Source organism: Aquimarina sp. I32.4 (genome assembly GCF_002924285.1).
In the GTDB taxonomy this organism is placed as follows: domain Bacteria; phylum Bacteroidota; class Bacteroidia; order Flavobacteriales; family Flavobacteriaceae; genus Aquimarina.
The window spans coordinates 1-17,072 of the sequence record NZ_PGUB01000095.1 but is presented as its reverse complement, the minus strand read 5'-3'; the positions used below and the strand labels follow the sequence as shown (position 1 = coordinate 17,072).

General features: G+C 33.9%; 21 protein-coding genes and 1 tRNA gene. 9 read left to right on the top strand and 13 right to left on the bottom strand.

Translation table 11 applies throughout. The features are described from left to right. On the top strand, window positions 1-690 hold a 690-nt coding region (locus CVD18_RS17625; RefSeq protein ID WP_146052832.1), incomplete at its 5' end, for a CHAT domain-containing protein. 28 nt (window positions 691-718) lie between these two features. Here CVD18_RS17625 and CVD18_RS17620 read toward each other — a convergent pair. Together CVD18_RS17620 and rbfA are read right to left on the bottom strand one after the other, a co-directional pair. Continuing rightward, entirely contained in the window at window positions 719-1,921 is a 1,203-nt protein-coding gene (locus CVD18_RS17620) for an ABC transporter permease (RefSeq protein WP_103866733.1), read from the bottom strand. Window positions 1,922-2,038: 117 nt separating this feature from the next. After that, window positions 2,039-2,431: a 30S ribosome-binding factor RbfA gene (gene rbfA, locus CVD18_RS17615; protein WP_103866732.1), complete on the bottom strand. Its 393-nt coding sequence runs from the start codon at window positions 2,429-2,431 to the stop codon at window positions 2,039-2,041. 63 nt (window positions 2,432-2,494) lie between these two features. Between rbfA and mce the strand changes: the two genes are divergently transcribed. Together mce and CVD18_RS17605 are read left to right on the top strand one after the other, a co-directional pair. Beyond that, window positions 2,495-2,923 (top strand): methylmalonyl-CoA epimerase, encoded by a 429-nt coding sequence (gene mce, locus CVD18_RS17610; RefSeq protein ID WP_199185102.1) that lies wholly within the window; start codon window positions 2,495-2,497, stop codon window positions 2,921-2,923. 104 nt (window positions 2,924-3,027) lie between these two features. Next, window positions 3,028-3,101 (top strand) — tRNA-Ile (locus CVD18_RS17605). A gap of 428 nt (window positions 3,102-3,529) precedes the next feature. Here CVD18_RS17605 and CVD18_RS17600 read toward each other — a convergent pair. From CVD18_RS17600 to CVD18_RS17590, 3 genes are read right to left on the bottom strand one after another with little or no spacing between them, the layout of a single operon-like run. Next, on the bottom strand, window positions 3,530-4,006 hold the full coding sequence (locus tag CVD18_RS17600) for a hypothetical protein (RefSeq protein WP_103866730.1): 477 nt from the start codon (window positions 4,004-4,006) through the stop codon (window positions 3,530-3,532). 19 nt (window positions 4,007-4,025) lie between these two features. Next, window positions 4,026-4,364 carry a DUF3024 domain-containing protein gene (locus CVD18_RS17595; RefSeq protein WP_103866729.1) on the bottom strand — a complete coding sequence of 113 codons (339 nt, stop codon included), beginning with the start codon at window positions 4,362-4,364 and terminating at the stop codon, window positions 4,026-4,028. Between the two features lie 33 nt (window positions 4,365-4,397). Then, window positions 4,398-4,967: a 3'-5' exonuclease gene (locus CVD18_RS17590; protein ID WP_103866728.1), complete on the bottom strand. Its 570-nt coding sequence runs from the start codon at window positions 4,965-4,967 to the stop codon at window positions 4,398-4,400. A gap of 251 nt (window positions 4,968-5,218) precedes the next feature. Between CVD18_RS17590 and CVD18_RS17585 the strand changes: the two genes are divergently transcribed. The 6 genes from CVD18_RS17585 to CVD18_RS17560 all read left to right on the top strand — a co-directional run bounded on the left by CVD18_RS17585 (window position 5,219) and on the right by CVD18_RS17560 (window position 10,215). Beyond that, complete coding sequence (locus tag CVD18_RS17585) at window positions 5,219-6,238, top strand: hypothetical protein (RefSeq protein WP_146052831.1); 1,020 nt, start codon at window positions 5,219-5,221, stop codon at window positions 6,236-6,238. A gap of 273 nt (window positions 6,239-6,511) precedes the next feature. Continuing rightward, window positions 6,512-6,856, top strand: a complete 345-nt coding sequence (locus CVD18_RS17580) for a helix-turn-helix domain-containing protein (protein ID WP_103866726.1) — start codon at window positions 6,512-6,514, stop codon at window positions 6,854-6,856. Further along, window positions 6,853-7,095: a hypothetical protein gene (locus CVD18_RS17575; protein ID WP_103866725.1), complete on the top strand. Its 243-nt coding sequence runs from the start codon at window positions 6,853-6,855 to the stop codon at window positions 7,093-7,095. Before CVD18_RS17580 ends, CVD18_RS17575 begins: the two co-directional genes overlap by 4 nt. 102 nt (window positions 7,096-7,197) lie before the next feature. Continuing rightward, the gene (locus CVD18_RS17570; RefSeq protein WP_103866724.1) at window positions 7,198-9,309 is read left to right on the top strand and encodes a toprim domain-containing protein; all 2,112 of its coding nucleotides are present in this window, start codon (window positions 7,198-7,200) and stop codon (window positions 9,307-9,309) included. Window positions 9,310-9,597: 288 nt separating this feature from the next. Beyond that, window positions 9,598-9,963, top strand: coding sequence for a hypothetical protein (locus CVD18_RS17565; RefSeq protein ID WP_103866723.1), 366 nt, complete (start codon window positions 9,598-9,600; stop codon window positions 9,961-9,963). A gap of 42 nt (window positions 9,964-10,005) precedes the next feature. Beyond that, entirely contained in the window at window positions 10,006-10,215 is a 210-nt protein-coding gene (locus CVD18_RS17560) for a hypothetical protein (protein WP_103866722.1), read from the top strand. On the opposite strand, the gene CVD18_RS17555 is transcribed toward CVD18_RS17560, so the two are convergent. The 8 genes from CVD18_RS17555 to CVD18_RS22710 form a co-directional block, all read right to left on the bottom strand. Then, entirely contained in the window at window positions 10,212-10,688 is a 477-nt protein-coding gene (locus tag CVD18_RS17555) for a hypothetical protein (protein ID WP_103866721.1), read from the bottom strand. The two genes, CVD18_RS17560 and CVD18_RS17555, sit on opposite strands and share 4 nt — an antisense overlap. Window positions 10,689-10,757: 69 nt before the next feature. Continuing rightward, window positions 10,758-10,946: a hypothetical protein gene (locus CVD18_RS17550; protein ID WP_103866720.1), complete on the bottom strand. Its 189-nt coding sequence runs from the start codon at window positions 10,944-10,946 to the stop codon at window positions 10,758-10,760. 25 nt (window positions 10,947-10,971) lie between these two features. Next, window positions 10,972-11,112 carry a hypothetical protein gene (locus CVD18_RS22720; RefSeq protein WP_158250492.1) on the bottom strand — a complete coding sequence of 47 codons (141 nt, stop codon included), beginning with the start codon at window positions 11,110-11,112 and terminating at the stop codon, window positions 10,972-10,974. Window positions 11,113-11,542: 430 nt separating this feature from the next. Further along, window positions 11,543-11,689 (bottom strand): hypothetical protein, encoded by a 147-nt coding sequence (locus tag CVD18_RS22715; protein WP_158250491.1) that lies wholly within the window; start codon window positions 11,687-11,689, stop codon window positions 11,543-11,545. Window positions 11,690-12,024: 335 nt separating this feature from the next. Then, complete coding sequence (locus CVD18_RS17545) at window positions 12,025-12,729, bottom strand: hypothetical protein (protein ID WP_103866719.1); 705 nt, start codon at window positions 12,727-12,729, stop codon at window positions 12,025-12,027. Between the two features lie 25 nt (window positions 12,730-12,754). After that, on the bottom strand, window positions 12,755-16,078 hold the full coding sequence (locus CVD18_RS17540) for a toxin VasX (protein ID WP_103866718.1): 3,324 nt from the start codon (window positions 16,076-16,078) through the stop codon (window positions 12,755-12,757). 2 nt (window positions 16,079-16,080) lie between these two features. Continuing rightward, the gene (locus CVD18_RS17535; protein WP_103866717.1) at window positions 16,081-16,782 is read right to left on the bottom strand and encodes a PAAR domain-containing protein; all 702 of its coding nucleotides are present in this window, start codon (window positions 16,780-16,782) and stop codon (window positions 16,081-16,083) included. A gap of 11 nt (window positions 16,783-16,793) precedes the next feature. Next, window positions 16,794-17,072: hypothetical protein (locus CVD18_RS22710; RefSeq protein ID WP_158250490.1), on the bottom strand; the 279-nt coding region annotated here is incomplete at its 5' end.

Here is a 17,072-nt window from a genome sequence, read left to right as displayed (position 1 = left end):
GCTACCTTGAGAGCTAGAGGAGATGACTTACCAGGGACTCGCAGAGAGATCAGGGCTATATCAGAGATTATTGATGGGCAATACTATTATGGATCGCAAGCAATAGAAGCTAACTTTAAGAAAAATGCAGGGCAGTACAACATTCTTCATCTGGCACTACATGGAGAGGTAGATAACGAACACCCTGAGAATTCTAGGCTTTATTTTACAAAAGACAAAGATACAATAGAAGACAACTATCTATATGGTCATGAGCTATTTGCTATAAATATTCCTGCAGAGCTTACGGTACTTAGTGCTTGTAATACAGGGGCGGGTAAGATTGCCAAGGGAGAAGGTATTATGAGTTTAGGAACAGCATTTCAATATGCAGGCACCAAGAGTTTGTTACTAACCAGTTGGGAGGTTTCTGATCAAACAACTCCAGAGTTGATGCAGTATTTTTATAAAAACCTCAAATCGGGGATGAGTAAGGGCAAGGCATTACAACAAGCCAAATTACAATATCTGGCAACTGCCAATATCAATAGAACAGCTCCTTTTTATTGGGCAGGATTTTATTTGGTAGGAGACACAGCCCCTATTCCTTTTACAAACAATACCACATTGTACTGGATTTTGGGAATAGTAGGATTGATTATTCTATCAGCAGGACTTTTTTGGTATAGTAAGAAAGCTTATAAGAATTAAAATAATCGGCTTAATATTTACAAAACTATTACTGAACTAGCTTTTGATTAATTCTACTCGAAGCGAGTAGAGAAGCTACAAAACCAATAATAGTAATAGTAAAGAAAACTACAATGAAACTCATTGCTGTAATTTTTGTAGGATACGTAAGTGACGGAGTGATCATCAATAATCCAAATTGTTGTTGCATAACGATTACTACAAATCCTAAAAATAAACCTAGTAGAGCGCCCAAAACGGTCATCAATGATCCTTGAAAAAGAAAAATTTTCCTAATATCAGGCAAAGAAGAGCCCACATTATAAAGCGTTTTTACATTACTTTTTTTGTCGATAATCATCATAATAATTGCCCCAGCAACATTAAAAAGAGCGATAATAGCAATCAATGTAATTATCAAATAGGACACCAGATTTTCAGTGTTTAGCATTTTGTATAGGGTGTCATTAAGTTGTGCTCTATTTTTGATAATTATAGTATGATCAAAGAGAGACTGTAGGTTCTTAATCAATTCTTCTTCATTAGCTTGAGGAGATAATTTAAGCTCTATATGTGTTACTTTATCAAGAGATAAGTTTAGTAATTTACGTGCCAGTCCTATGGTAGCAAATATATATTTTTTGTCAAGCTCTTCATTTACACTATAAATCCCAATATTAACCGCTTTTTCGGTTCTGAATGCCTTTGATGGATCATTAGGAATTCCTTTTCCAGGTTTTGGTACATAGATATTCAATAGGTTGGTATATGTCTGCTCTACTCCCATACTGAGCTCTCTACAGATTCCGTTGCCTGCTACTACTTGAAAATCATTATTATTTAACCAGTCGCCATATACTAGAATACTATCGGTTTGTATGACATTATGATAATTCGCATCAACACCCTTGATGTAAGAGGTTTTTTGTTTGTTTCTAAAATCTAGAAAAACACGTTCCTCTACAATTTCAGAAAAATGAGCAACTCCATCTAATTTGGCAAGTTTAGCTCTTTGACCCTCTGTAAATGTAAATGTTTTTCCTTCTGAAGGGAAAATCTTGAGGTTAGGATCAAAGTAAGTAGAGAACTGTAGGCTAAAATCCTTGAGCCCTGCAAAACCAGATAATACTAAAAACAACGCCATAGCCCCAATTACAACACCTGAAGCTGCAATAATTGTAATGATATTAATAGCATTACTGCTTCCTGGAGAAAATAAATACCGCCTAGCGATGTAGTACGAAAAATTCACGATTGTATAAGGATCATTTGATATATAGAACTCTAATTTTGTAATAAAGGTATCAGAAACGAAAATACTTTTCTTCTGTCAAGATAAATTTATATCAACAAAACAAAATCAAAAAACTTATTTCTTTTTTCGTTTTTCAAGAAGGTCAGGATTTGCAATAGGATTTTCTTTTCCTTTTACAGCCTTTTCTATATTAGAGATGTATTCTAGAGAATCATCAATAAAAAAGTAGAGCTCTGGCATACGACGCAATTGATTTTTGGTGCGTTGGGCAACCTGATGTTTTATTTGTGATTTTACTTCATTTACTTCTTCCAACACTTTTTCTCCTTCCTTATGCGGAAAAACACTCATATATACTTTGGCAATAGAGAGGTCTGTAGTTACACTTACTTTGGTCACAGAAACCAGTATCCCTTGTATTCCTGCTTCACGTAATGCAAGTTGTATTACATCTGCTACATCACGTTGTAATACTCCTGCAATTTTTTTCTGTCTGTTTGTTTCCATGGTGCAAAAGTACAATTTATATGTATTTTTGTTACAAAGTGATAAAAGTATATTATGAATCATATCAATAAAATAGAACATTTAGGGATTGCTGTAAAAGACATTGATCAGGCAAATGCACTATATGAGAAACTTTTAGGAGTTCCTCCTTATAAACAAGAAGCTGTAGAAAGTGAGTCGGTAATCACTTCTTTTTTTAAGGTTGGAGATAGTAAGATAGAGTTATTGGCGAGTACTCAGGAGGATGGCCCGATAGGTAAATTCATTAGTAAGAAAGGAGAAGGTATTCATCATATCGCTTTTGATGTAGATGATATCGAATTAGAATTAGATCGATTGCAAAAAGAAGGATTTCAATTAATCAATACAACCCCAAAATCAGGTGCAGATAATAAGTTAGTTGCTTTTATTCACCCAAAAAGCACTAATGGCGTTTTAGTCGAGTTATGTCAGGAAAAACCTGTGAATCAGAAAGGTGGCAATAATAAGTGACATTTGTTTTAAGGAGAGATTACTTTTTTATAAAAAAGATTTAAAATAATAGAAAAAAATGTTGGTGCGTTTGTATCAAATCCTTAAATTTGCCCTCCGTTTTAGGTCCCATAGCTCAGCTGGTTAGAGCACCTGACTCATAATCAGGGGGTCCTTGGTTCGAGCCCAAGTGGGACCACCTTTAAACACAAGGCTTCACAGAGTTTTATCTCGTGAAGCCTTTTTTAATGTGCATATGATTTGCATACGTTATCATTTATTTTGACAAAGAATTTTAGCTATTATTCTTTGTTTTTTCGGGTCATTCCTAAAAGTTGTATGTAAATGGTATTATATCAACGTAGCAAAGGTCGTGACCTTTTTGATCTTTATCCGTGACTATGCCAAGATTATAAAATGTTTTGTTGAGTATATAACTTTTTCTGTAAGTAAGTCTCCCTAACAAAGAGAATTACTACAAAATATATAGGTCAAAGAAAATGATGTTGAATTTATTGGGAATATAGGAAGCTTTGTTACGTCTAGAAATAACATACGATCAAAATCTAGCATTTGACTGGCTAAAAGAAGAAGTGATTTTAAAGATGATAGGCATGTCAAAGTGTATCAATACTCTTCTAGAATCCCGAATGTCCTACCACGGTGGATAAGATCACTAATCAAATCCTCATATCGAGAAGACATTCCTTCTCTATCAATGAGTTCTACAGTTTGATAAAAAAGCTTTTCTAAGGCAATTTCATAGGATTCATCGCTATATCCAAAATCCTCTATCATGGTAATGCAACAATGTACATAATGAAGATTTAACTCAATGGTTAATTCGGGTATTTTCATCTTCTGTAGCGTACGAATCATTTTTCGTGCTTCTTTTTCATTGGTTACCATATTTCGCCCTCTGGGATAGATATATTTTTCTATTTCTGTTTTGTGTTTTTCGATTAAGAAATTTATATCTCCAGAGGTATAGATATCTAAGTAATCTTTGGCTGCTGGCACATTTTTATAAAGTTCTGATAGTAGGTTTATCAGCTGTTTCTGATCTTGTTTTATCAGTTGTTGTTTAAGTTCTTTAAGCCCCATTATACTAAATGTATGTTAATTATCCCCAAAAACAATGATGGGTATCGTCTCCTATGGCTTGTAACACTTCTTGTATAGACTTGATTTCTGGCATAGGTGTATAAGGTTCCCATTTACCACTGGCACGTTTCCAATATAATTTCCATATTTTTTTGGACTTAACAAAGGTTGCTTTGGCAATTGGGTATTGATGAATAATGGATGAATCGTCCCATTGCGGTCTGATTTCCTGTATTTCGAGAGACCTACCATCATATTTATAGCCTATATCCAGTTGATCACGCACTACTTTGTCTTTAGGGCGTTTATGTTCCACAAAATCTTTGATCTGCTGTTCTGTAAAATCAATAACTTTCATTTGTTCTAATTTCAGTAATTTTTGATAATTAATTTATATCCAACCTAATTGTTTCATCTCCCAAAAGCATTTTTCTGTTGCATTGATATCTGCAGATGCATCATGAGCACCTTCAAAATCTTCTCCAAATAATTTGACATGCAATTCGGATAATGTAGGCCATTTATAGCCATAATGGCCAGATATCTTGCAGTAATTGGTAGAAGCTTTCATGGTGCACAATTTCTTTTTTGACTGAAAATTACTATTTACTTTTTTCCGTAATAATTCTGCTCCTAGAATTTTTTCATCAAAACTAATATTATGCGCTACAATACAATTTGCTTGTTCTACCAAACTACTAAATTGAAGCAAAACTTTTTCTAATAATTCCCCTTCTGTTATAGCCTTTTCTGTAGAAATTCCATGAATATTGGAAGCTGCCTTTGGGATTATAAAATTTTCGGGTTTAATAATAAAATCATCTGCATCTAAGCGGTTTCCATTTTTATCACTCATTATCCAAGCCACTTGAATCATCCTTGGCCAATTAGTAAGATCTGTAACTGGAGCTTTCCAGTTTTTGGGTAACCCTGTAGTTTCTGTGTCAAAGAATAGGTACATATGTTAAGAATTGTAGTTTACAATCACTTTAATGACTACTTGTAAAAATACAAATAATGTAAATTATAATTTGTAGGAAAAAGTAAATAACTTTAGAGTAAGTATATAAGGAAATAGAAAGAAAAAAAATTAATCATTTTGATGTGAGTATTAGCGAATAAACTGACAAGGTGGATTAAAATATATTTTCATACGGCTAAATGATTCTTGGTTTTCAATTTTTTCTTAATATTGATATATCATTGAGGATTATGGAGATAAACCATCTAGACAATTACAACATAGAACTATCCAATATCTGGAATCATGAAAAAGAGGTTTTTTTATATGGTTTGCAACAAAAGGAAAAAACTAAATACGTCATATCCCAGAGAGAAAACATGATTGATCTGTATAACCATGCTATGGATCTATGTGTCTTTTATGGATACAGTCATTTAAACAAAAAGCAGAACGGTAGTGTTTATCTACAATTTCGGGATATTTATAGAGAACAAAAGAGATTCAAAGATTTAATAACATTAGGATGGTTTGATTATAAAGGTAAATTGTATTATGTCAGTCAAAATATTTTGATAGACAGAAGCTTTGAATATTTTCATTTCTTTTTTGCATTAAAAGTTGATCAATATTATCTTGATGTATTCAAAATGGATTCATTCATAGGCTATCAATTAGAGATAAATTTTAATTGGGATACTGTAAGTCTAATGGTGTTTCTTGAAAACTTGATAGTACAATACGATTTTATCCACAAAAAAGTTCGTAAAAAAATAAAAAGCTTACTAACAGCTATAAAAGAGCTACCTAAATTATCTAGTGAAGAAAAAAACAATAAAAATAATCCACCAAGTAATACAATCAAAAGATCCTCTGATAATTCTTATATTCTTATAGGATCTAAAACTGACCCTGATTATTTTTTAAAACATAATCAGAAATTCGTTGATATCTTCGAAAAGCTTAAAGAAAACAAATACATTCATAAAGATACATTGTTTATACACTTCAAAGCTATTTTTGGTGGAGGGTGTATTCTACCAGAAAACAGAATCCATTGGACAGCCAATGCGGTAGACCTAAAAGCATGTATACAGTATTTGTTTACTAAATCTAAAATAGAAAAGCCATATTCTGGTATTTGGAGAATTACCACGAATTGTTTTATTGATAAAAATAAGAAAGAGTTTAACTCTAGACGACTAGGTAATGCAGTTCCAAAACCTGATACAGAATATAAAGTCCGAAAGGTACTTTCCAGATTTCCATAATCTTCTACCCAAAACAGATAACTTGATATAATTCTGGAGCATAAGAAATCCTTTTTGATTTTTCTGTTGCATGGTTTGATATTTTTTCTTCACATATTCCTTTAATAGATATACGTATAGTGCTTGTTTTCAAAAAACGGATACCATGCATACCGTGAAGCATGGTTTAATGCTTGGTTTTTGTCTTAATATCCTTTGTTATTTAGTCTCAGAATTCTAACAAAACAAAGCATTGCGCAATGCCCATTATTAATTCTAAAAAATAATACAATAATGAGTGATGTATTAAAACCATTATATACTCTAACAGTTGGAGAGTATACCGAATTGAATAGAAGAATTATCAGACAACAGTTTCAAGAATTGTTGATAGATCAGAGACAGAGGAACCTCAAGCCAGATCAAGATATCATATTTATCAAAGAAGCATGTGAGCTTACTGGCTACACCAAACCTACTATGTATTCAAAGATCAGTAGGTATGAGTTACCTGTATTATCCAGAGGTAAGCCTTTGACTTTTTCTAAGAAAGCATTGATTGATTGGATTCATCAAGGCAAACCCCTGATATCAGATACTATAGAAGCAGAAGATTATTTACAAAGCCCGAAGCGATGAGAAACCCTAATGAATTAGCAAGTCCCCATGCTGTGTTTTTAAGTATTCGTGAAATAGGTAAGCTATTTAGCCCACCCATATCTAGACAAAAACTAGCACAGCTCAAAAAATCGGGAATACTACCCTTAAAACCAGTAAAGATTGATAAAAGGACATATTATCATAAGGAGAAATCTATAGCCCTTATCGAACACTTGTGTGAGGTAGATATGAGCTATGACCTAAATGCATCTTTATAATCTGAATAGATCATATCGGGAGGAGCAAAGATACATGACTCTTCTCGATATGATATAGATGCACATCAATTACAAAAAACGTACTTAAATCAATAAAAAAAGATGAAAACAGATACTATACTAAATAAAGAAAATATTATCAAACTAACGGATTCACAAACACTATTAAATTATTATTTACAACCTTTTCATAACAAAGGGCAGTTGAAACAAGGACAACTTATTTCTAATCCCTTTTTAGCAGACAAACAAAAAACACCGTCTTTTAATATCTATAAATCCTCTTCTGGGATATGGCGGTTTAAAGATTTTGCAGATGATAGCTGTGATGGAACTGTCTTTGATCTGATTATGAGGCTTAATGGATGCAATTTTCCAGAAGCATTGCAACAGATCAATCTTGATTTTAATCTTGAGCTAGGATCTTCACTTGGTAAAAAACCACCAGCACTTGAATTTCATTCCTCTTGGAATGAGAAAAATGCTGCTTACTGGAAATCTTATGGTATTCTTCCAGCACACCTGAAGCATTTTAGAGTGTTTTCTGTATCAAAAGTAACTCGCTATAAGGAAAACAAGGAAGCCTTCCATATTCATTCTACTATGCACAACCCTACTTTTGCCTACCAGGTTGCCAATGATTGTTACAAATTGTATCAGCCTTTCTCTAAAAAGTTTAAATTCTCTTGGATAGGTGATAAGCCAGAATATTATACTTTCGGCTTTTCTCAATTACCAAAATCTGGCAAACAGTTATTTATTACAGGCGGAGAAAAAGATGTAATGAGCTTATCTGCCAAAGGATACTATGCTATATGTTTTAATAGCGAGACTTCGCTTCCATACGCTGGTTTGATACGAGAACTCAAAGAACGATTTGCAAGAATTATTGTGCTTTATGATATGGATAAAATAGGAATAGCACAATCTAAGAAAATAGCAGATAAATTTCAGTTACACAGAGCGATTCTACCGCAATTGTTTGCAAAAGAAGGAAAAGATATTTCTGATTTTTTTAAACTTGGAAACACATTTTCCAACGATAGCATCCAAATTTTTCCACCATCAGAGAAGAAGAAAAAAGTAGCAAGCAAACACCTTTCTCAATTGCAAGAGTTACAGCTACAATTGCGCAAGGCCATTGCTTCAGAAATAAAGGAAATACCATCATTAATCACTTACCAAGAAGAAGGTGTTGTATTTCTTCAAAGTGTACATGTAATTCAAGGAAAATCAGGAACGCATAAAAGCAGACTGGCGCAAACGCTTTGCAGTGTATTGTTAAAAAAAGAAGGATGCTATAATGAACTTCTGGGATTTGATCGTAATCCTGATATTGCTTGTCATGTATGTTATATCGATACCGAGCGTAACCTCGCGTATCAGTTTCCAAAAGCGTTACAACAAATTCAATTAGATGCGGGATATTCCATAATGGAAAAACCAGCAAATTTCTCTTATACCTCTTTAGTGAATATCTCAAGAGCAGAACGCTTTAAAGCGTTATGTGAATTTATAGATGATGTGCAAACTGAATTAGAAGATACCCAGCATCTCATTGTAGTATTAGATGTGGTATCAGATTGTGTGATGGATTTTAATAATACGCAAGACAGTTTATTATTTATTGACATGATCAATGCACATATCAATCAAAAGCTAGTTACTTTTATAGCAGTGATTCATGAGAACCCTACATCTGTCGAGAGGAAACCCAGAGGACACTTAGGCAGTGAGATTCAGAATAAATCTACTTTTACCTTTAGAACCGCTTTTGAGAATGAAAAGCAACCAGAACCATCAGATATGATTATTTTGCATTTTCCTAAAAACAGAAATGGAAAAAGACCTTTGCCTGCCACTATGGAATTTTGTGAGGAAACAAAAAGATTGATTCTGGCAGATTGCCAACAAACAAAACAGATGCAATATGTTCAAAATAAAAAGGGAAACCTTGGAGAAATCATAGAATTTCTATCTTCCTATATTACAGGAGTCGTATCTGGCAAAGTACTGATTGCAGAGTTGTGCAGTAGCTTCTCTTGTGGAAGCCGTACTATAAGAGAACGGCTAAAAGAGTTGTCAGAGAATTATTATGAAATCCTTGATGCAAATTCTACTCCTTGTTCATTGACAAAAACCCAAAAAGGAAGAGAGGTATTTTATAGCTTACAACAAATTAAAAACCCTACCTCAAAAATGGTATCCTCATAACATTTTGATAGGGTAGTTACAAACACTAGAAAGCAGGTAGTATTATATATATAATACTACCTGCTTTCTAGTGTTTGCGGTGTGGTATATAAAAACAAATTAATCTACATCATTTTAGATTGTCATAGATATTTTACAAGCCTTCTTACATCATAGATGCTATGAGATATGCCAAAATATATAGTCTCTATGTTATGTTAGGTTATAATACGTTATATACTGTAAAGCTATTAAATATAGAGGCTTACAATAGATTTTAAGCTGTATCTTGGTTTTAAAATAGAGCTTATGGAAATTACAGGAATCGACCCTTTGACACAAGAAACCTTTACCAAGAAGCGTAGCAATCAAAAGTTTGCCACACGTGAAAACCAGATAGAATTCAACAATTTAAAGGCACGAAGAAAAAGACAGGCAAAGGCGCATTTAGATCGTATTCTGGATAAGAATCGTTCTATTATGGGATTTTTATTAGGAGATCAAAAAGAAGTCACCAGAAGCCATGATTTTCTTTTGGGGGCAGGCTTTAATTTTGGATGTAATACCCATACCATTCTCGACCATCAAGGTATCAAATGGAGCTGTATTTATGAATATGCATATTGCCGAACAGAAGATGAAAAGTTTAAAATCATCAAGACTCCAACAGAATAGGTGGTTATGTAGTATAGACCACTCATTAAAAATATAAAAAACATGAACCAAAAATTTATTAACTGTTTTGAATTAGACCTTGCACAGGATATTCCTAAAGAATTAAGCTATTATCAAAATCACTGTAATACATTAATAGGCCGTAATCAATTATATAAAAATGTTTTGATAGCTGTTACCTCTGGGATATGTATGTATATGATGTATAAAACGATCAATCACTACACAAAAAAGAAGAAAAGAGACTCTTAAATATCCAATAGTAATAAACGATTATAGATATTGTCTTTTTGGGTAATTCGATATTGTGTCAGGAATTCTTTAACATTTGTTTCCTGTGTTTTTCCTTCAATACTCTCTAATAGATTTTTTCTGTTTAGTTTTAATAAATCTATAGGAGCATATGCAGTTTTATAGTAGTATCTATTGAATATTTCCCAATCAGGTAGAACCCTATTTTTTTCTTTATAGATTTGTATCCACTTATTTGATCCTACAAATTCGCATAGATTACCATTGGGTAAAAATGTAAAATGAAAAGGGTCTATCCAGCCTATTTTTTCATTATTTGTAGAAAGAACTTGTTTTATGTTCTTTACTGTAATGGGGTTTGTTGTATAAAACAGCGTTACCTCCATTTTTTGTAAAAGATCAAAAGCATCTAGCTTATTTAATCCTGCAAAATGTTTTAGAACCTTTAGCATCAAAAGATGTTGTTTTCTCATTAAATATAGTTTATGATAAACATTCCTCTATAATCTATAAAGGAATGTTTACATCAATTTATCAGACTTTTATAGATTGATACCTTGCCCACCAGGACCACTACCAATCCATCCCCAGTCTTTGTTGAAGGGGTTATCTCCATCAGATATTCCAGGAGTAGAATTGATTGCACTTGCAGAAAGTAAAACTCCTCCTTGAATTTCAATAACCTCTTTTTGAGTTAGGTGTTCAACCTGAATTATTTTTAATATTTTCATTTTGGTATAATTTTTTAAATAGGAGTTACATTATTCTTATATATTTTAATGCCTCTAAAACTTGAGATATTGGGCATGAGATATCCTCTCCCCCGCAACCCCCGTTGATAAGGATCATTTCTTTTTGGAGTAGTGGTTTATACTGATTCAGTACTTGATTTTTCATGATGTAATTTTTTAACAATTAATAATTTTTAATAGTATACTCATGATTTCGTCAAACCATAAAATATGCTGTGTATGTTGTTGCAATACTATTCAAAGAGTGTTGATATTCTTTGATGAGGTAATATTATAAATTGCCTGTCTCATTTTTTGAGACGTAAAAAAAGAATTGAAAAAAAGAGAAGTGTTGTTATAAAAAAACTCTTTAAAAAACGTAAAGAGCAAATTGAATTTTGTTGGTATTTCTGTAGATAGTATTCAATGTTAAGCTGTAATCAAGAGCATCAATAAGATCAACTAAAAAAAGGAAAAATTACAAAAACAAAAGGTAGTAACTTAAGAGTACTACCTTTGATTATGTTTAATTTTGTAACGATTATTCAGGGCATCACAATTTGATTTAGAATTAAGCCCGAACCATCAATTTATTTTTACATTCTTGCATATGCTCTACCAAGTTCCCAAGCAATGTACATAAATCCCATAGCAATTGACAATATAACCAATACTAATTCTAAATCACTTAGTCTATTGATTAACTTGGATAAATCGCTTAAAATATTGATTTTTGTTTTCATAATTCATTTTTTTAATTAAACATATACCTCACGGCATAACCAATAAAATAGACACAAATTAAAGATGCTATTATTGCCCAAGATATTCTTTCTATTATTCTTATAGTTTTCATAATTTATTTTTTATTTAATCATAGTGCTACGTTCATAAATATAGTATTAAAAATCAGCAGTTTTAAACGAAACACTACTATACTTCTTTAATATTCCTTAATAGGTTTATAAATTCTGAATAATTAATATAGATTCAAAACTTATCTGAGACTGTTCCTTCAATTCTTCAAATAAGGGCTTAATTTTTTAGTATTGAGAAAATATCGATATTCATTACTCTTTTACCTTTCTTCCCAGTATCGTTCGCGTTCTTTTTGTTGTTCTGGTGTGGCTTCTGGTGTGGGTATAGCACTAGGATATAAAGGTGGTGGGAATCCTTCTGCCTTGCGACGTTCAAAATCTTTATCCCTATATGGGTCAAAAATATCGCCTAGAGGTAACGGTCTGTTTTTATCCATATACCATACATAAAAACTCCATGTAACATCAGGTTTACCGTAAGCAATAGTTTTATTACCAGCGATAAAGCGAGGACGAAACGTATTGATAAATTTTAAATCCTCTGAACTAGAATATCCATCTCCTCCTGTAACAGAAAAAACTACTTTAAGGTCTTTGAATTTACCTGTAAGTGGTTTTCTAAAAAATGTATCAGGGTAAGTAATCATACCATTTTTACGGTCTAATATAATTTTCTGGTGTCTTTTATTCCCAAAAAGGCCATAGGCTGTTAAAAATAAACCAGGAATCAAAGGGAGAAGTATAAGAATAATAGCTCCATCTGATAGCATTCTAACTTCAAAAGGATATCCTATAAATATACCTGCTCCTATTAGTAGAATCCCTACCCATAAATATCCTCTAATTCCATTAATTGATTCTATATAAATTTCGTCATTTGCTTCTTCTACATATTTCATATCCATTAAGATAGTAGCCATCTCATTGGGCTTTGTCATGATAAGGTGCTCTTTAAATACACTCATAATCTGTTTAATTATTTATGTTAATCTAGGTTAAAGGATAAGACTGCAATAAAGGTACATCTTTTAGCCGTATTACACGCTCTGCATCTTCTGGCTCTGTGTTTTTGATTCTGGCGGTACGCAGATTACGAACTCCCAACATAAACAGGTTTATAGCATCAAAATCATAATAAGTTCTTGGTGTCCTCAAATCTATTTGATTATATACACGTGCCATATTATAATAATATCGAGGCTCATTATTCTGCTCTAGTGGGATATATCTGTTGTCATTTGTTTTGAGTCTGCATAAAAACAATATTTCTCCTTTTGGGTATAACATCTTGCCAAAACGATTATGTCTATACCCGCTAGGTAATGTAAAATCTACATAACAACGAGAGGGCTGGTTTTCTGTAAGAAACTGGCGGTTTGTTTCAAAATCAAAAGTCATTAAGGTAATTTCTAACCGATTGTTATGATCGCTAATACCATTAGGATAAAACCATATCTTGATATCTAACTGATCTGAATCCTCAAAATATTGAAAAAATTGTACATAGGCTCTAAACCGATGTGCATGTAGGTCACTATCATAGGTCAATGTAGTACCCATATCATATCTAGGCCCGATAGCAATTGTATTTGGGGCTAGCATATCCATAAACCCAATATATGCAGTCTCAAAATTGCGATATTTTATATATCTAGGTTCACTTATTGATTCAAAATTAGAAGGCTCTACGGCACGATCTACTGCCTTGTATAATCTGTGCATGTATTGGTGTGGTTTTTCTAATGCTGTAGGCATTACTGCATAATCACTCAAAGGGTAATTTTTAAAATAAGCCTCCATCTCTGAGTCTTCTAGTAGCTTTGCAATGGCATATAAACCAATTAATACCCCGCCCAAAATAGCGGCTGGCCAGAACCCTAGAGCCAATGCCCCTGTACCAAAGTATAACGAAATATCAGCGATCACAAAAACTGACCCTACTGCACCAGCAGTAGCATAAACCGCCATAGCATCATAATCCCGATAAGACCCCGTTATATATGCATCTTTTATCGCAGTTATGACTGTAATTGATGAGCCTACAACTTTTAAAGCATTAGAAGCAATACTATATTCTCTTAATGATTTGGCTATAGCTTCCTCCATTAATTCATTTCCTAATTTCTTAACCTCTCGTTTAGCAAGTTTTCTACCAACTTGTTCTTCTAACCCCGTATTTTTGCTCAAAGTAACAATTGCGGCGGCTAGCTTGATACCCGCCCCAATTGCGAGATATTTGTTTAATTCACTATCTTTTTTCTGGTATTCTTTTACCGCTTCTGCAAGGCTTAATATCTCAAAAGTAAGCACTACGGTAGCAAAACCTGAACTATTTACAAATTCCTTTACTGCGGCTGTATGTTTTTTGGGTACATTTTTTAGGTTGATATGTACCTTACCATCATCGATAAGCTGTTGTGCTGTTTTTTTAGGGAGATTACCATAGCGTTTGTGCATTCGTATTTTGTACTCTTTGATATGCTTATGAGAATTTCCTACCGCTCCAAAATCAATTTCTTTTTTGTGGTATGCCATAAATTCTTTGAGGTTGGCTTTCTCAAATTTCATAACGGCATCCCTTGTTTGATGATCCCTAAAAAGATAACATACCTTGTTATTGAGTTTAAAATTCATTTTACCATCAAACAGATCCCCATGGTGGGCATATGCTTTGAAGATTTTACCCATTGTGGTGGTTGTCTTTTTAGTCAGACTTAGACTCACAATATTTAACCAACATAATTTTTTATCTAATACTGCGGTAGATTTTTTGAAAACATCAGGATTAGGTTCTAGCGTTTTTGCGATATTCTGCATCCAGATATCTTCTTTTATCTTATATACATTATCCAAATCCAATGTTCTATCAAACTGATTTGGGTACATAGAGAGTATATACTTATGATGTATGGCAATCCCTTTACCATCTTCTATAAAATCCTCTAGTGCTTCTAGGTAATCATCGTATACATCTTGATAATAATCTGAATTCATAAAATTGCCTAGATCATCCCGATAAGAATTGATAATAGAACGTTGTTGCGCTCGCTCTTTTACCGCCAGTATTTTTTCTAGTTTTTTACGACTCGCTCCTGATTGCCCATAACCATGTTCTTTGTTTAGTATTTTACCTACAGCTCTATCTATCAATCCTGTTGGGGTATATTTTACAATCTTATTAGCTGTTGATTCTGCCTCATATCCTCTATATTTTGTAGCTACCTCGGGGTTATCAAAAATAAATTTATACGTTCCTATTGCTAATAGGTGCATATGATGAAGTTGTCTATTGGTAGGTGTGTCCTCAATAACAAGAGTTCCTTCACATTGAATTTGTGTAGTAATATCTTCTAGTGACATTCCTGTCTGACAAGAAATCATTAATGTCTGTAAATGATTAATCTCTTTCTCGACACCCTTACAAATAGTATCTGCACAACCAAAAGGATCATCCAGAGTAACAAACATATCCTCATAGATCTCATCTTGTTGTTGGGCTTCATCATTTGTAATATCAATAAGCTTTCCGTTCAACCACATCGCTTCTCTATGTTGATCGTGATTAAAGTATGCCAAGACATCTTTGCAAGGGTAGATATCCTCTAAACAGTTGTCTGCATTTTTAGGAATCCCACTACAATCTACCAATTGCATTTTTGTAGCTCGTAGTGCATCACTGGTACGTATCTTTTTATGATAGGCTACAGACCATTGTACAGGGCTAAAACAAACCCTAAGTTGTGTTCCTTTTTGTTTTACAAGATGATAGCTGGTACGACGTTTTATATCTCTTGGGGTAGACCGTCTAATATCTTGATACTCCCCATCTTTTTTGTTTGTAGGATGATCCCATGTGATATTTGTAAGATTACCATGAGTATCTACCTTGTATTCTTTGTGAAAATCTCTATTGGCTTCATCAAAAATATAGATATATCCTTCTCTTATAGCGGTACGGTAGTAATGATACTGCTCTGGTGTAGACGCTCCTTCTGGTGGATCGAGTTCTGCTCCCACAATAGCATCATCTAGATTGATCTGGTGAAATACATACGGTTCTTTATAGGTCAGATCACAATCATGGTCTGCCTCTTTATCGGGGGCATAGATCACCAAATGCTCTTTACCTTCTTCTGGTTCTTTGAGAAACAACCCTCGTCTAAAAAAGTGGAGTCGTAACCCCGATGCCAAAATATCTAATGGGGGGCTTTCTACCTCTGGTGCGCCCCCGCAATTTACTTTGAACCGTATACTCACCAATACTTCATCAATGGCAGGGCTTTGGTATTCTTGTAATGAATTTATCTGTGCCATAACTATAGTGTATTAGAATCTTCTAAATCTTCTATCTCCCAAATGATTTCTACTTGTTTGTTTTGTACCTCTCCTGATAGGGTTACGCTTTCTTCTGGTCTATCAAAAACCTCTGGTATATCAAAAGAGAACGTCGCTGTTTGCCCATCGGGGATATTATATACATCTGCCACAAGGGTAATCTGGCGTATCTGGCGTGAGTTTCTTCTTATCACTTGGTCATTAATCCATCTAGGGTTATATACTCTTGGTTCTCCTTCTTCGGGTTCTCGTAATGCTTCTTGATTTGCCTGTGCTTCTGTGGTATTACCTAGTAATCGATTGGTAAGAGTAATTTGTGATGTTGGTATTTGTGATGTTGGTATTTGTGATGGCGGTAGGGTTACATTGGTGGGTATATCGGGAGTGATTTTACTAATTGTTACCCCCGCGATTCCTGTAGTGATCTCCCCGCCATGTGCAGTTTTACAGCCTACTGTAGCAATGGGAATACCGTTTACAAACACCCCACTACTACCTTGTACAATAGTATCTATTGCTCCTGTACATGCACATTTATCCCCTTGCAGGGCGATTGCCTGCCCATTGATCGTTACACCTGGCGCGCCCGATGTGGTAATTGGCCCGCCTACATGAGGAGTACTACCGTTATACATAGGGCATGTATGCATACTGCCTACTACGGCTATTGGTTTTTTTGCCATGATACTGCTAGTTAGGTTAACTCTATTTTGTTTGCGCCTCCTTTTACCTCTGTTGTTCCTCCTGATACAGTGGTTTGACCTCCTGTAAACTCAGCGTTTGCTGATGCCTCAGACTGTATGTTTTGACCACTAATACGGGTATCTGCCCGTGCGGTAACATTCAGATTTGCATTACTGCCAATGGTAGTATCTCCTGTGGCTTGTACTGTAGCAGTACCTTCTGCTAGAATTGCGGTATCACCTTGTGAGGCGGTATTAATATTACGCTGTGCTTGTACCGTTACATCTTC

Coding starts and splice junctions, on each gene's coding strand:
- CVD18_RS17575 (WP_103866725.1), top strand. CDS start 6,853: ATGAGAAACCCTAATGAATTAGCAAGTCCCCATGCTGTGTTTTTAAGT.
- CVD18_RS17585 (WP_146052831.1), top strand. CDS start 5,219: ATGGAGATAAACCATCTAGACAATTACAACATAGAACTATCCAATATC.
- CVD18_RS17595 (WP_103866729.1), bottom strand. CDS start 4,364: ATGAAAGTTATTGATTTTACAGAACAGCAGATCAAAGATTTTGTGGAA.
- CVD18_RS17550 (WP_103866720.1), bottom strand. CDS start 10,946: ATGAAAATATTAAAAATAATTCAGGTTGAACACCTAACTCAAAAAGAG.
- rbfA (WP_103866732.1), bottom strand. CDS start 2,431: ATGGAAACAAACAGACAGAAAAAAATTGCAGGAGTATTACAACGTGAT.
- CVD18_RS17580 (WP_103866726.1), top strand. CDS start 6,512: ATGAGTGATGTATTAAAACCATTATATACTCTAACAGTTGGAGAGTAT.
- CVD18_RS17545 (WP_103866719.1), bottom strand. CDS start 12,729: ATGAGTGTATTTAAAGAGCACCTTATCATGACAAAGCCCAATGAGATG.
- CVD18_RS17535 (WP_103866717.1), bottom strand. CDS start 16,782: ATGGCAAAAAAACCAATAGCCGTAGTAGGCAGTATGCATACATGCCCT.
- CVD18_RS17590 (WP_103866728.1), bottom strand. CDS start 4,967: ATGTACCTATTCTTTGACACAGAAACTACAGGGTTACCCAAAAACTGG.
- CVD18_RS22715 (WP_158250491.1), bottom strand. CDS start 11,689: ATGAAAACAAAAATCAATATTTTAAGCGATTTATCCAAGTTAATCAAT.
- CVD18_RS17565 (WP_103866723.1), top strand. CDS start 9,598: ATGGAAATTACAGGAATCGACCCTTTGACACAAGAAACCTTTACCAAG.
- CVD18_RS17540 (WP_103866718.1), bottom strand. CDS start 16,078: ATGGCACAGATAAATTCATTACAAGAATACCAAAGCCCTGCCATTGAT.
- CVD18_RS17600 (WP_103866730.1), bottom strand. CDS start 4,006: ATGGGGCTTAAAGAACTTAAACAACAACTGATAAAACAAGATCAGAAA.
- CVD18_RS17555 (WP_103866721.1), bottom strand. CDS start 10,688: ATGAGAAAACAACATCTTTTGATGCTAAAGGTTCTAAAACATTTTGCA.
- CVD18_RS22720 (WP_158250492.1), bottom strand. CDS start 11,112: ATGAAAAATCAAGTACTGAATCAGTATAAACCACTACTCCAAAAAGAA.
- CVD18_RS17570 (WP_103866724.1), top strand. CDS start 7,198: ATGAAAACAGATACTATACTAAATAAAGAAAATATTATCAAACTAACG.
- CVD18_RS17560 (WP_103866722.1), top strand. CDS start 10,006: ATGAACCAAAAATTTATTAACTGTTTTGAATTAGACCTTGCACAGGAT.